The organism is Mycobacterium gastri, from assembly GCF_002102175.1.
Lineage (GTDB): Bacteria > Actinomycetota > Actinomycetes > Mycobacteriales > Mycobacteriaceae > Mycobacterium > Mycobacterium gastri.
Window position 1 is genome coordinate 75350 of the sequence record NZ_LQOX01000118.1, and the last position, 14118, is coordinate 89467.

The following is a 14118-nucleotide window of genomic DNA, read 5'->3' on the forward strand; positions in this document are numbered from 1 at the left end:
TCGCTCCCACGTCACTCACTCAAATTTTTCCTTGCGCGGATGGTGCCGCGCTCCCCACATCAGTTCTCGAGCACCCAGTTCGAACAGCTCCGCGGCGACCGAGAGCCCCAGCTCCCGTGCCCGGCCGGGGGTGCCGACGCCGGACGCGCGGATCACGTCGGATCCGTCCAGCGCCGCCACGCAGCCGCGCAGCGACAGCTCTTCGAAGACCCGCCCCTCCTCATCGATGGACTCGACCACCTCAGCGATCGCGCCCACCGGTGCCGAGCAACCGGCCTCCAGTTCGGCCAGCAGGGCTCGTTCCGCGGTGACCGCCGCCCGCGTGTCGGCATCGTCCAGCTCCGCCAGCACTGCCGCCAACCGGTGGTTACCGGCCCGGCATTCGACGGCGAGCGCGCCTTGCGCCGGCGCTGGCAACATCTGCACGGGCTCCAACGTCTCGGTGACATCATCGAGGCGGCCCAGCCGGGCCAGACCTGCCCGGGCCACCACGATGGCGTCAAGATCACCACTGCTTACCCTGTTCAACCTGGTATCTAGGTTGCCTCTTAGGGGGCGGATTTCCAAACCGAGACCCAATGCTCTAAGCTGTGCGGCCCGCCGCGGGGAGGAGGTGCCGACCAGCGATCCGGCCGGCAACTCCCCAAGCACCAGCCCGTCGCGGGCCACCACTGCATCGCGGGGATCGTTGCGCGGCGGTATCGCCGCGATGGTGAACCGCCGATCTTCGGCGGTGGGCAAATCCTTGTGCGAGTGCACGGCCGCGTCCACGCGACCGTCTTCGATGGCCTCACGCAACGCCGTGGTGAAGGCGCCCACCCCGAGCGTCTCGATCGGCGCTGACGACCGGTCGCCGGCGGTGCTGATGGTCACCAACTCGGCCGGGTGGCCGTTGGCGATGAGCGCGTCTCTGACCGTCGCGGCCTGAGTGGTGGCCAGCAGACTGCCCCGGGTGCCTATCCGGATCACGTGTGACAATCAGCTACTCGCCAAACGGGTTCCGGTCGCGCGGCAGCTCGCCCGGGTGCATACCCGCGTCGATTCCGCTGGACACCGCCGGCAGTTCGGCTGCGGTTGCGACGGCATCGACAGCGGTCTGGTCGAGTTCGAAAAGCTCGCGCAGCGCCTCGGCGTAGCTGTCGCCGCCGGGAGCGCTGGCCAGTTGCTTGATCCGCACCGTGGGCGCGTGCAGCAATTTGTCCACCACCCGCCGCACCGTGCGGGCCACCTCTTCACGCTCGACACGCTCCAACCCGGGTAGCCGGTTCTCCAGACGCAGCAACTCCGCCTCCACCACGTCGGCGGCCCGCTGGCGCAACGCCGTGACCGTCGGGGTTACCTCGGCCATCCGCTGCCCTACCAGGTAGGCGGCAACTTCGGCGGCGACGATGTGGCGGGCGGCGTCGACGTCGGCCGCCGTGGCATGTGCCGACGGCTCGTGTTGGACGCGGTCCACGTCGACGACCCAGACGCCGGGCAGGCCGGCTACCGCCGGGTCGACGTCGCGGGGCATCCCCAGATCGCAGATGACCAGCGGCTGCGTCTCTTCGTCTCGGCGGGCATGAGCCAGCGCGTGGTGCACGTCGGCCAGCGAGACCACCGGACTCACCGCGCCGGTGCAGCTGACCACCACGTCGGCATCGGCAAGCGCCTCGGCCAGGCGGTCGAGCCGCATCGCCTCGGCCGGCACGCCCGCTCCGCGGACCTTGCCCGCCAGCCGCTGCGCCCGCGGCAACGAGCGGTTGAGCACGCGGATCCGCCCGATGCCGGCCCGAGTCAGATGTGCCGTCGACAGCGCACCCATCGCTCCGGCGCCGACCACCACGGCGGTCTTGGCCTCCAGCCCGCCCAGGTGTCGTTCGGCGATGCCCAGGGCGACCGACACCACGGAAGCACCGGCAGCGTCGATCCCGGTTTCGGAGTGCACCCGCTTGCCCACCGACAGCGCCCGCTGGGCCAGTTCGTGCAAGACCCGGCCGACGGTGCGGTTGGCCTCGGCGGCGGCATACGAGCGGCGTACCTGGCCCAGCACCTGCTGCTCGCCGATCACGGCCGAATCCAAGCCGCTGGCCACCGCGAACAGGTGCTCGACCGCGGCCTCGCTGTAGCGGACGTAGGCGTATTTGGTCAGGGCGCCCATCGACATGCCGGAGTGCTCGGACAGCACCTGGCCGATCACCGACAGGCCGCCGTGAAACGCCTCCACCACCGCATACACCTCGACGCGGTTGCACGTTGACAGCACCATGGCCTCGGTGACCAGCGGTGATTGCAATACCTTGTCGACGATCTTCACTTGCTCGGATTCGTCGATGCTGAGTTGTTCCAAGACGGAAACCGGCGCGCTGCGGTGCGAAACTCCGAAGAGCAGGATGCTCACGGCAGCATCACCTGGCCCGCTCCCTTGCGCCTTGAGAAGTGAGAAGTGAACTGCCTTCTACGGTAGACGCTTGTCAGGTGGGCTACCAAATAATTGAGCGACCTGCCAGCGCCTTCTCAGCCGGCCAGATCAGCGCGCAGCCGGGCTTCGTCGACTTCCCAATAGCTATGTTCGCGACCATCGAGCAAGATCACCGGCAGCCGGTCGCCGAACTCGGCCCGCAGGCCGGTATTGCCGGCCGCGGCCACGGCGTCGACGTCGGTGCTGACCAACTCGAACCCCAGCTCCCGGGACAGCTCGGCCAGCTGCGCGTGTACTCGCAGGCAGATCGTGCAGCCGTCGCGGGTCAGCAGCTCCACCTGCCGGCGCCCGGACAGCGGTGCTGACGGCGTCATGGGCACCAGTGTGGCATTCCGGGTGCCGCGGGATGCGGACTCGTCGGGTTCTCGAGTGCACGGCGAAGCGCGCCTTACCGGGCGCGGGGTCCGTTAGGGCGCGGGTTCGGGGTCGGTGTCGCGGGCTTGCCAGTGGCGTTGGCCGGTGGCGCCCGAATCGTCGGCGTGGTCGAAATGCCGGGGTGCCGTCTCGTCGGGTGCCGACATCGATGATCGGGCCCCGCCGGGACCGACGACGCCCTCGCGCCGGTCCCCGGCTGCCGATGTGCCGTTGGGCGGCAGCAGCAGGGCGCGAACCAGCCGGCGAGGCCCGTAGGCCCGCAGCATCCGACTCGCCGGGCGCGGCCGCACTCGCTGCGGCCACCAGAACCAGCGTCCCAGCAACGCGGCAATGGACGGTGTCATGAACGAGCGCACGATCAACGTGTCGAACAACAAGCCCAGCCCGATGGTGGTGCCGATCTGACCGATAATCCGCAGATCGCTGAACACGAACAGGGACATGGTCACGGCGAACACCATGCCGGCGGCCGTCACCACTCCGCCGGTGCCGGCCATCGCGCGGATGATCCCGGTATTGAGCCCGGCTCCGATTTCTTCTTTGAGCCGTGAGATCAGCAACAGGTTGTAATCCGATCCCACGGCCAGCAGCAGGATCACCGACATCGCCAATACCAGCCAGTACAACTCGATGCCGAAGATGTCCTCCCATACCAGCACCGACAGGCCGAAAGAGGACCCCATGGACAGCAGCACCGTCCCGACGATGACGGCCGCGGCGACGACACTTCGGGTGATGAGCATCATGATGATCACGATCAGGCTGATCGCGGCCACTCCGGCGATCAGCAGGTCGTAGGTGGCGCCCTCTTGAATGTCGCGGAACGTCGCCGCAGTACCACCCAGATAGATCGCGGCACCCTGCAACGGAGTGCCTTTGATGGCCTCCCGCGCCTCATCCTTGATCTGCTCGACCCGGGCGATACCGGCCGATGTCGCGGGATCCCCCTCCAGGGCAATGATGAAGCGGGCCGCTTTGCCGTCCGGCGACAAGAACATCTTGAGGCCGCGCTGGAAGTCGGGATTCTTGAAGGCCGACTGCGGCAGATAGAAGGAGTCATCGATCTGCGCGGCGTCGAAGACCCGGCCCATCGCGCCGGGATCCTTGCTACCCGAATCGGACTCGTCATAGAACGACTGCAACGTCCCGTGCCAGACAACCAACATGTCCCGCATGATCGTCATCGTGTCTATCATCGGCGGCATCTGGGCGCGCATTTGCGGCAGGAGTTTCACCAGAATATCCATGTCGGTGACCAGATATTCCAGTTTCTCGCTCATCTGGTCGACGTTGTCGATCATGTCGAATATTGATCTGATCGACCAGCAGACCGGGATCTCGTAGCAATGTTTGTCCCAGTAAAAGTAGCTGCGAATCGGCCGGAAGAAGTCTTCGAAATCCGCGATGTGATCTCTCAATGTGTTGGTGATATTCGACAGATCGTGGGTGAGGTGATCCATGTCGACGGTATTATCGATGACTTCACCCATGAGTTCGTACATGGTCTGCATGGTCGCAATGGAGACATCCATCGCCTGTACCTGCACCAGCATGTCGTCCATGCGCGCCTTCATGAACTGCATGTTTTCGGTGTTCGACACACCCTGCATGCTGATGATGAACGGTATCGAGGTGTGCTTGATGGTTGTTCCCAACGGCCGGGTAATCGCTTTGACTTGTTCGATGCCGCGACTGTGATAAATGTTTTTGGCAATCTTGTCCAACACCAGCATGTCCACCGGATTACGCATATCGTGATCGGTCTCGACCATCAGCACCTCGGGGTTCAGCCGGGCCCGCGAGAAATGCCGGCCCGCCGCCGCATCCCCGACGTTGGACGGCATGCTGGCCGGCATGAACTTGCGCAGATCGTATGTCGTCTTGTAGCTGGGCAACGCCAGCAGCCCGATAAATGCGATCACGCAGGTCGCGGCAAGAACCGGCCCCGGCCAGCGGACGATTGCCGTTCCCACGCGCCGCCATCGCCGGGTGTTCATTCTCCGTTTGGGGTCGAAAAGCTTGAAGAAACTGCCGATGGCCAGCACGGCGGGCCCAAGCGTAAGGGCCGCGAAGACCGCGACAAGCATGCCTATCGCGCAGGGCGGGCCGAGTGTATTGAAATACGGGAGCCGGGCGAAGCTCAGGCAATACATGGCGCCGGCAATGGTCAATCCGGAGCCCAAGATCACGTGGGCGGTCCCATGGAACATCGTGTAGAAAGCGGTCTCGCGATCCTCGCCGGCGTTGCGCGCTTCGTGGTAACGACCGAGCATGAATATCGAGTAGTCCGTGGTGGCCGCAATGGCCAGCAGGACCAGCAGATTGGTTGCGAAGGTGGACAGACTGAATACGTTGTGGTCGGCGAGAAATGCAATGGTCCCCCGGATTGCCCCCAGGTCAATCCCGACCATGATCAAGACCAGAAACGCAGTGACCACTGAGCGGTAAATGAAAAGCAGCATCACCGCGATCACCAGGCTGGTGATCGCGGTAACCTTGGCGATACTTTTGTCCCCGGCCTCGGCCTGGTCCGCATTCAATGCCGACGGACCGGTGACATAGGCTTTGACCCCCCGCGGCGGCGGTGTGCTGTCCACGATACGCCGCACGGCGTGCACCGATGCGTACGCTTGGGTCTCATTGCTACCGACGAGGTACACGACGACATACGCGGCTTTGTCGTCCGCGCTCTGCGATCCCCCGGCGGTTAACGGATCACCCCAGAAGTCCTGAATGTGCGCGACGTGCCTGGTATCAGCCGAAAGCCTTTTCATCAACTCGCCGTAAAATTGGTGCGCCTCATCGCCGAGTGGCTCATCGCTTTCCAGCACAATGGTCACGGCATTATCGGAGTCGAACTCCTTGAATACTTGGCCGACGCGCCTTATCGCCTCGATCGACGGCGCGTCGCTGGGGCTCATCGATACCGAGTGGGCCTTTCCCACCGCTTCCAGCTGCGGAACGGCGAGATTGACGATCGCGGTAAATCCCAGCCATAACAACAGGATCAGCACCGCAAAACGGTGGATCAATCGCGGCAGAAGCGGGCGCTTCGGCGCCGCTGCGCCATCCCGTTCGCTCATGCCGATGTCACCTGGCAAAAGGTCAGGGCTTTGGGTCTGGTGACCGACCTTTCGTCCTTGACGGTGCCGTTCACGATGATCCGGCAGCCGATGGTGTCGGCAGCGCTCTGCGCCATCAGGTTCACACTGACCGCGGGCAGCGTCGTGGTGACCGTCTGCGACCACGGCAGCGGCACGTCCGGCAGCTGCAGCACGTGGGCGTCGGGGTCCAGGTAGGCGATCCTCGCGGTCGGGGCGGGGCCGAAAACTTCGTAGATCACTTGCTTCGGGTTGAACAGCGGGACATCGATAACGGCCTTGGCCATCACGGCGGGATGCTCATGCGCGCCGAAGACCCGGTGCAGCCGATAAATACCGAGCGCCGCGACAATCGCCACGGCTGAGACGGCCAACAGCAACCACATTCGTTTCACAACGCTGGTAACCGGACTCATCCTCACCCTCGTGCTCCGCCACCGGGTCCACACCATAGACTGCGGCATCGGGTGCGTCGCCCCCGGCTCGCCCCAATCAAGGAGTGTGCTCGAGAGCGCCCATTGCGCGAATCTGAACCTCCCGAAATCTCCACGTGCGTGCTAATCCTGCGTTCGCAGCGTAGACGCTACCGCCGACTTGCTAAATGCATTTCGGATTTCAGACAAACCTCGTTACCGGTGCCCCGGGCGGCGGCCGGATCCGACGGGTCACAGCAGCTTCTCCAGGGTGATGGGCAAATCGGTGACGCGTCTGCCGGTGGCGTTGAACACGGCATTGGCGATCGCTGCGGGTACCGCGACGATCACCAACTCGCCGAGCCCCTTGACCCCGATCGGGTCGGCAATCGTATCCTCGGCCGGCAAAAAGGTCGCGTCCAGCGCGGGAACGTCGGCGTTGACCGGAACCAGGTAATCCGACATATTCGCATTGACTATCCGGCCGTCGCGGTAATCCAGCTCCGTCCGCTCCAGCAACGCCATCCCGATCCCGCCGACCATGCCCCCAATCGCCTGACTGTGTGCGAGTTTGGGATTGATCACCCGGCCGGCGTCGTAGCACGCAAACATGCGGCGGATCCGTACCGTCGGCAGTAAACGGTCGACGACGACCTCGGCGAATACGGCTCCGTAACTGTAAGTGGAGTATCGGCGGTCGGCGTCGTCCGGCGTCCAGGTCTGTTGTGAATCCAAACCGGACCAGCCGCGGCGAAGCAACAGGTCCTGATACGACTCGCCGCGCGCGGCCCCGGCCCCGAAAGCCGTGGCGAACATGCGGCCGTCGACAACCACCACGTCCTCCGGACGCAGGCCGCTCAGCGGGGATCGCGGGTCGGTGACCGCCGTGCGAATGAACTTGTCGCGCAGTATGTTCGCGGCGGTATACACCGCAGAACCCACACTGGCCATGGTTCGGGAGGCCGAGTGCGGGGGTGCCGGCGGAAAACTGCTATCACCCAACGCGAACCGCACCCGGCTCAGCGGCATTCCGAGGGCATCCGCGGCGACCTGCGTCATCGACGTATAGGTCCCGGGCCCCATGTCGCTGGTTCCGCATTGCACCTCGGCGGTGCCATCGGCGAAAACCCTTGCGATCGCAGCGCATTGGCTGCGATACGTGTAATAGGCCGCGGCCGCCACCCCGATCCCGACGAAGTGATCGCCCTCGCGGGTGGCGCCGGGCGCCGGATTGCGCCGATCCCATCCGAACCTCGCCGCGCCCCGGGTCAGGCATTCGGTAAGCCGCCGGGTGGAAAACGGCATTCCGTTGGTCTGGTCGACATCGGGTTCGTTGCGCATCCGCAATTCGATCGGGTCCATGCGCAGGCGGTGCGCCAGATCGTCCATGGCGCACTCGAGCGCAAATGCTCCGGTGACGGCGCCGGGGCCCCTCATGAACCAGGGCAGGCCGACGTCCAACGGCACCACGCGATACGTCGAACGCATGTTGGGGACGCGGTAGAGCAGTCGCGGACTGCGGACCAGTCCGTCCTCATAGTCTGCGTACCTGGCCGTCTCCGTGTGCCCTTCGTGGATCATCGCCCTGAGACGCCCGGATTCGTCTGCCCCGATCGCCAAGCGCTGCCGACTGGTAGGCCGGTATCCGATTGCGCTGTACATCTGCCTGCGAGTCAAAACCAGCTTGACGGGTCGTCGCATCCGGCGAGCCGCGAAAGCGGTCAGCACTTGATGCGGCCAGGTCCGGCTGGCGCTACCGAACGCACCGCCCACGAACGGCGAGATCAGCCGGACGTGATCTGTGGGTAGGCCGAAGGCGTCGGCATAGAACTGTTGGGCTGCGCTGATGTCTTGCACCTTGTCCCATACCGTGAGCCGGTCGCGCTCCCAGGTGGCAATCGTCGCCGGCATCTCCATGGGGTTGTGATCGTTGCGCGCGATGCTGAACCGCAGGTCCGTCATCACCGAGGTGCGAGCAATCGCCTGATCGGCAAACCCGCGCGAATAGTCGCGGATGAACCGGCCGGGTCGCTTGACCGCTTGTGCCGCATCAATATCGGTCAACGGCGGCCGACTCGAATACCGGATGTCGACCAGTTCCGTCCCGTGGAGCGCCGACTCGACCGCTGTCGCGATCACCACGGCGACCGGCTGTCCGAAGAAGGACACCAGCCCGGTGTCGAAGGGCAGCTTCACCCCGGTGAAGTCGGTCAGCACGGCGAGCACGTCGGGCTGCCGCAACGCGGCACCGGCGTCCATGCGCTTGATCCCGCCGCATGCCACCGTGCTGCAGACCAGTGCGGCGTAGAGCAATCCGGGAATCTGGTTGTCGGCGGCGTAGCTGGCCTTGCCGGTCACCTTCAGCGGGCCGTCCACCCGGCTGACCGGCTGGCCGGCGACGATCTGCGCGGCGGTGAATGCGTGGGTCATGGCAGTGCCGCCACCGTGGCCAACTGCTTTTCGACGGTGCGCTGGAGAAGTTCGACCTTGAAACCGTTCTCCCGCAACGGTTGGGCGCCGGCAACCGAAAGTTCGGCGGCGCGGCGGAACAGGCCCGCGTCGATCGGGCGGCCCCGCAGCTCCCTTTCGACGGCCGGTAACCGCCACGGGACGGTGGCGACGCCGCCAACAGCGACCCGCGCGCTGCGGATCGTGCCGGCGACGATGTCGAGTGCCACGGCCGCCGAGGCCAGCGCAAATTGGTATGACTGGCGATCGCGCACCTTGAGATATCCGGACCGGCGGGCCTCCGGCCCGAGAGGTACCTCGATCCCGACGATCAGCTCGCCCGGATCGAGGTTGTGCTCGCAGTGCGGTGAGTCACCTGGCTGGCGGAAGAGCTCCGCCAACGCAAATCGCCGCTGCCCGGCGGCCCCCCGACTGACGACGACGGCGTCCAATGCAATCAGCGCAACCGCGAGGTCTGAAGGGTGGGTAGCGCTGCAGTGCCGGCTGGTACCGAGGATTGCGTGGGTGCGGTTACGTCCGTCGATCGCCGAGCAGCCGGTGCCCGGGGCGCGTCGGTTGCATGCGGCCGACACGTCGCGGAAATACAGACACCGCGGGCGTTGCAGCAGATTGCCGCCGATCGATGCCATGTTGCGCAGCTGAGGGGAGGCGCTGAGCTCCAGGGCCTGACTGATCACCGGGACTTGGTGCCGGACGACAGGGTGCGCGGCAAGGTCGGACATCCGCACCAGAGATCCGACGCGAATCATTTCCGGCTGCACGTCGATCCAGCGGTACGGAAGCGCGTTGATGTCGACCAGCGAATCGGGGCGTTCGACCGATTCCCTCATCAAGTCCACCAGCGTGGTGCCCCCGGCGATATAACGGGCACCGGCAGCCGCTGCCCGCAACGCCGCCTGTTCGTCGGCGGCCTTGAGGTAGTGGAACGGGAACACGTGCTACCGGTCTCGTGCCACGGTTGCGACCGCGTTCACGATGTTGGTGTAGGCACCGCAACGACAGATGTTGCCGCTCATCCACTCTCGTATTTCCGCGGGCGAGCCCGCGTGCCCTTCGGCGATACAACCCACGCCGGACATGATTTGCCCGGGAGTGCAGTAGCCGCACTGGAAGGCGTCCTCGTCGATGAACGCTTGTTGCAGCGGATGGAGTCCGCCGCCCGAACCGGCCAAGCCCTCGATGGTGGTGATCTGCGCACCCTCGTGCATGACTGCCAGAGTCAGGCAGGAGTTGATCCGCCGACCGTCGACCAGCACCGTGCAGGCACCGCATGCGCCGTGGTCGCAGGCCTTCTTGGTGCCGGGCAGTCCCGCCCGCTCGCGCAGCATGTCCAGCAGCGACGTGCGGTTGTCGACGGCGATTTCTCGAGGTTCGCCGTTGATCTCGGCCCGCACCACAGCGGTGTGAACTTCGTCCTGGACGGTTCGCTCGGATCCGGCAACGGTAGTGACGGCGACGACACCGCCCACGGCGACGGAGGCACTCACGAACGTCCGGCGATTGACTCGAAACCCAAGTCGGTCGTCCACGGATCCACTGTAGAAGTGCAGCTCGCAACATCGTTGATAAACTCGGATCCCGGCCCGTGTTCGTCTCGTGCCAGCCTGGAAAACCTCCCCAACACATTTGCCGGATAGGGTTTATGTTGGCCGCAGTGTTGGCCACGGTGTCGCCCACCGGCCGGGTACCGCGATTGTGAGAGGTTTCTGATGGCTTCCTCTGATCTGGGTGATCTGGGCGCCTCGAATCGCATCCCTGGCGCCGACCTGGAGTCGGTGGCCGCAAACGCCAGCGCCGAACGCGCCCTCGACGGCCTGCGCGCCACCGCCGCTGCCGCCGCCGAGGATCGTCCGCAGCCGCCGATCGATCTGACCGCCGCGGCGTTCTTCGATGTGGACAACACCCTGGTCCAGGGCTCATCGGCGGTGCACTTCGGCCGAGGGCTGGCCGCCCGTCGTTACTTCACCTACCGCGATGTCCTGGGCTTCGTTTATGCGCAGGCCAAGTTCCAGCTGCTCGGCGTGGAGAACAGCGATGACGTCGCAGCCGGGCGGCGCAAGGCACTGGCCTTCATCGAGGGCCGTTCGGTGGCCGAGCTGGTGAACCTGGGCGAGCAGATTTACGACGAATTCATCGCCGACAAGATCTGGCCGGGCACCCGCGAGCTCACCCAGATGCATCTCGACGCCGGTCAGCAGGTTTGGCTGATCACCGCCACGCCGTACGAGCTCGCGGCCACGATCGCCCGCCGGCTCGGCCTGACCGGCGCTTTAGGCACTGTCGCGGAGTCCGTCGACGGGGTGTTCACCGGCCGGCTGGTCGGCGATATCCTGCACGGCACCGGCAAGGCTCACGCGGTTCGGTCGCTGGCCATCCGGGAAGGCCTCAACCTCAAACGCTGCACCGCTTACTCCGACAGCTACAACGACGTGCCGATGCTGTCGCTGGTGGGCACCGCCGTAGCCATCAACCCGGATTCACGCCTGCGCAGTCTGGCCCGCGAACGGGGATGGGAAATTCGGGATTTCCGAACCGCGCGCAAGGCCGCCCGGATCGGGGTGCCGTCGGCCCTGGCGCTGGGCGCGGCCGGTGGCGCATTGGCCGCTCTAGCGTCCCGACGCCAATCACGCTGATAAGCTGCGCCGCTGAGCACACATTCGAGCAGAGAGCGCAGCGGCATGACACTCCCCCAGGAAGCCGAAGGACTCATCGGCAAGAATTACCGCGCCCCGGACTACTTCGAAGTCGGACGGGAGAAGATCCGCGAATTCGCGGCCGCGGTCAACGACGAGCACCCGGCGCACTACGACGAGGCGGCCGCGGCCGAGGCGGGCTATCCCGCATTGGTGGCCCCGCTGACCTTCCTGGCGGTGGCCGGGCGGCGCGTGCAGATGGAGATTTTCACCAAATTCAGCATTCCGATCAACATCGCCCGGGTCTTCCACCGCGACCAGAAATTCCGGTTCCACCGCCCGATCCTGGCCGGCGACAAGCTGTTCTTCCATACTTACCTAGACTCTGTGATCGAGTCACACGGCACGGTGCTAGCCGAGATTCGAAGTGAAGTCACAGATGCCGACGGAAAGCCGGTCGCCACCGGCGTCGTCACCATGTTGGGGGAAGCAGCGCACCACGAGGCCGAGGCCGATGCCACCGTGGCGGCAATTGCAGCTATTTGAAACAAGTTGAAACAAGAAGGTAGGGTCCGTTCAATGACGTCCCACGGTGAAACTGGTGGCACGCAGCTCAAGCCACCGGTCGAAGCAGTCCGTTCCCACTACGACAAATCCAACGAGTTCTTCAAGCTTTGGCTTGACCCGTCGATGACGTACAGCTGCGCGTACTTCGAAGAGCGCCCCAACATGACGTTGGAAGAGGCGCAGTACGCCAAACGCAAACTTGCCCTGGACAAGCTGAACCTCGAGCCGGGCATGACGCTGCTCGACATCGGCTGCGGCTGGGGCGCCACCATGCGCCACGCGGTGCAGGAGTACGACGTCAACGTGATCGGCCTGACGCTCAGCGAGAACCAGTACGCCCACGACGTGGCCAAGTTCGAAGAGATCGACAGCCCCCGCCGCAAAGAGGTGCGGATCCAGGGCTGGGAGGAATTCGACGAGCCGGTCGACCGGATCGTGTCACTCGGCGCGTTCGAGCACTTCGCCGACGGCGCCGGCGACGCCGGGTTCGAGCGCTACGACACCTTCTTCAAGAAGTACTACAGCTTGACACCCGACGACGGCCGGATGCTGCTGCACACGATCACCATCCCCGATGCCGACGAGGCCAAGGAGCTCGGCTTGACGTCGCCGATGAGCCTGCTGCGCTTCATCAAGTTCATCCTGACCGAGATCTTCCCGGGCGGTCGGCTGCCCAAGATCTCGCAGGTCGACCACTACTCGTCCAACGCCGGCTGGAAGGTCGAGCGCTACCACCGCATCGGCGCCAACTACGTTCCGACGCTGAACGCGTGGGCCGATGCGCTCGAGGCGCACAAGGATGCGGCGATCGCCCTCAAGGGGCAGGAGACCTACGACATCTACATGCACTACCTGCGGGGCTGCTCGGACCTGTTCCGCGACCACTACACCGATGTTTGCCAGTTCACACTGGTGAAGTAGCGCTCCGCATTGTGCTTTCAGTCGCGAACGTGACGCCACGACGAATTCCGGCCCGGATTTTCGCCGTGGCGTCACTCTCGCGCGGACTAACGAAGCCTCAGCCTAAGAAGATGTTGCGGCGCCCGGCCAACAGCCGATACAGCGTCTGCTGAATGGTTTCACGCACCTGATCGGTCAACTCGAAGGTGACCATCGGGTCCTCGGCGTCGGTGGTCGCGTAGTCGGCCGTGTGGATCGGCTCCCCGAATGCGATGCGCCATTTCGACGGCAGCGGCACCAGCCCGGCGGGGCCGGCCAACGGGAACAGCGGAGTGACCGGGAAATAGGGCAAACCGAACAGCCGCGCCAACAATTTGACGTCGGTGAGCATCGGGTAGATCTCCTCGGACCCGATGATCGAGCACGGCACAATCGGCGCCCGGGTACGCAGCGCCGCCGATACGAAGCCGCCGCGTCCGAATCTCTGCAGCCGGTAACGGTCTTCGAAGCGCTTACCCAGGCCCTTGTAACCTTCGGGGAACACGGCCGTGAGCTCGCCGGAGGCCAGCAGCCGGTGCGCGTCGGTGGTACAGGCCATGGTGTGCCCCGCCTTGCGGGCGGCCTCGCCCACCACGGGCAGGTCGAACACCATGTCGGCGGCAAGCAGCCGCAGATCCCGGTGGGCGGGATGTTCGTCGTGAACCGCCACCGAAAGCATTAACCCGTCGAACGGCAACACTCCGGCATGGTTTGCCACCAACAGCGCGGCGCCATCGCTGGGAAGGTTCTCGATTCCGCTGACTTCCACGCGGAACCATGACCTGAAGAAAAACCTCAGCAAAGGCCGAACGATCGCGTTATTGAAATGCGGGTCGAATCCGAATTCGTCGACGCTGTAATCACCGGTCAGTCGTTGCCGCAGGAATCCGGCGACCGCGGCGACACGCTGCGCAAGATCGCTGAGGGGCGCTTCGCCCGACCCGGGAACCCCGGTCGCACCCGCGGCACGACGATGCTCGTCGATTTCACGGACCACTGCGGCGATCTGTTCGGCCGATGCCCGGCCGTTCGGATCGGACAGCAACGACGGGTGCTCATGGGACGCGTCGGCGCGTTGACCGGCACGGCGACGCGCTGCTACCCGACCCCGATTACTGTGCAGTGGAATGACATTCGCTCTGGTCTCACCCGCCACGATA

10 protein-coding genes and 2 pseudogenes are annotated in these 14118 nt (G+C 65.0%); 3 read left to right on the forward strand and 9 right to left on the reverse strand.

Annotation, left to right across the window (positions count from 1 at the left end; genetic code table 11):
- Nucleotides 1–15 precede the first annotated feature (15 nt).
- From hemC to AWC07_RS16850, 8 genes and pseudogenes are all read right to left on the reverse strand, one after another.
- Nucleotides 16–969, reverse strand: a complete 954-nt coding sequence (gene hemC / locus AWC07_RS16815) for a hydroxymethylbilane synthase (protein ID WP_036411019.1) — start codon at nucleotides 967–969, stop codon at nucleotides 16–18.
- Between the two features lie 13 nt (nucleotides 970–982).
- A complete protein-coding gene (locus tag AWC07_RS16820; RefSeq protein ID WP_036411021.1) occupies nucleotides 983–2380 on the reverse strand; it encodes a glutamyl-tRNA reductase in 1398 nt (465 codons plus the stop codon).
- Between the two features lie 57 nt (nucleotides 2381–2437).
- Nucleotides 2438–2775: pseudogene (locus AWC07_RS16825) on the reverse strand (glutaredoxin family protein).
- A 258-nt stretch (nucleotides 2776–3033) separates the two neighbouring features.
- Nucleotides 3034–5919: pseudogene (locus AWC07_RS16830) on the reverse strand (MMPL/RND family transporter); the annotation flags it as partial.
- On the reverse strand, nucleotides 5916–6359 hold the full coding sequence (locus AWC07_RS16835) for an MmpS family transport accessory protein (protein ID WP_244187614.1): 444 nt from the start codon (nucleotides 6357–6359) through the stop codon (nucleotides 5916–5918). The gene AWC07_RS16835 and the pseudogene AWC07_RS16830, both read right to left, overlap by 4 nt.
- Before the next feature lie 243 nt (nucleotides 6360–6602).
- On the reverse strand, nucleotides 6603–8780 hold the full coding sequence (locus tag AWC07_RS16840; protein ID WP_036398691.1) for a xanthine dehydrogenase family protein molybdopterin-binding subunit: 2178 nt from the start codon (nucleotides 8778–8780) through the stop codon (nucleotides 6603–6605).
- Nucleotides 8777–9754, reverse strand: a complete 978-nt coding sequence (locus tag AWC07_RS16845; RefSeq protein ID WP_036411023.1) for an FAD binding domain-containing protein — start codon at nucleotides 9752–9754, stop codon at nucleotides 8777–8779. Before AWC07_RS16845 ends, AWC07_RS16840 begins: the two co-directional genes overlap by 4 nt.
- A gap of 3 nt (nucleotides 9755–9757) precedes the next feature.
- Complete coding sequence (locus tag AWC07_RS16850) at nucleotides 9758–10348, reverse strand: (2Fe-2S)-binding protein (RefSeq protein WP_167380093.1); 591 nt, start codon at nucleotides 10346–10348, stop codon at nucleotides 9758–9760.
- Between the two features lie 180 nt (nucleotides 10349–10528).
- Between AWC07_RS16850 and AWC07_RS16860 the strand changes: the two genes are divergently transcribed.
- From AWC07_RS16860 to cmaA2, 3 genes are read left to right on the forward strand one after another with little or no spacing between them, the layout of a single operon-like run.
- Nucleotides 10529–11452: an HAD family hydrolase gene (locus tag AWC07_RS16860; RefSeq protein ID WP_036411025.1), complete on the forward strand. Its 924-nt coding sequence runs from the start codon at nucleotides 10529–10531 to the stop codon at nucleotides 11450–11452.
- 45 nt (nucleotides 11453–11497) lie between these two features.
- Complete coding sequence (locus tag AWC07_RS16865; protein WP_036411027.1) at nucleotides 11498–11998, forward strand: FAS1-like dehydratase domain-containing protein; 501 nt, start codon at nucleotides 11498–11500, stop codon at nucleotides 11996–11998.
- 33 nt (nucleotides 11999–12031) lie between these two features.
- Entirely contained in the window at nucleotides 12032–12940 is a 909-nt protein-coding gene (gene cmaA2 / locus AWC07_RS16870) for a cyclopropane mycolic acid synthase CmaA2 (RefSeq protein ID WP_036411029.1), read from the forward strand.
- A gap of 97 nt (nucleotides 12941–13037) precedes the next feature.
- Here cmaA2 and AWC07_RS16875 read toward each other — a convergent pair whose 3' ends face one another.
- Nucleotides 13038–14114 (reverse strand): lysophospholipid acyltransferase family protein, encoded by a 1077-nt coding sequence (locus AWC07_RS16875; protein WP_036411031.1) that lies wholly within the window; start codon nucleotides 14112–14114, stop codon nucleotides 13038–13040.
- Between the last annotated feature and the right edge of the window lie 4 nt (nucleotides 14115–14118).

Bases quoted from the DNA above. Each gene is read 5' to 3' on its own strand.
- AWC07_RS16840 (WP_036398691.1), bottom strand. From the start codon at position 8,780: ATGACCCACGCATTCACCGCCGCGCAGATCGTCGCCGGCCAGCCGGTC.
- cmaA2 (WP_036411029.1), top strand. From the start codon at position 12,032: ATGACGTCCCACGGTGAAACTGGTGGCACGCAGCTCAAGCCACCGGTC.
- AWC07_RS16860 (WP_036411025.1), top strand. From the start codon at position 10,529: ATGGCTTCCTCTGATCTGGGTGATCTGGGCGCCTCGAATCGCATCCCT.
- AWC07_RS16865 (WP_036411027.1), top strand. From the start codon at position 11,498: ATGACACTCCCCCAGGAAGCCGAAGGACTCATCGGCAAGAATTACCGC.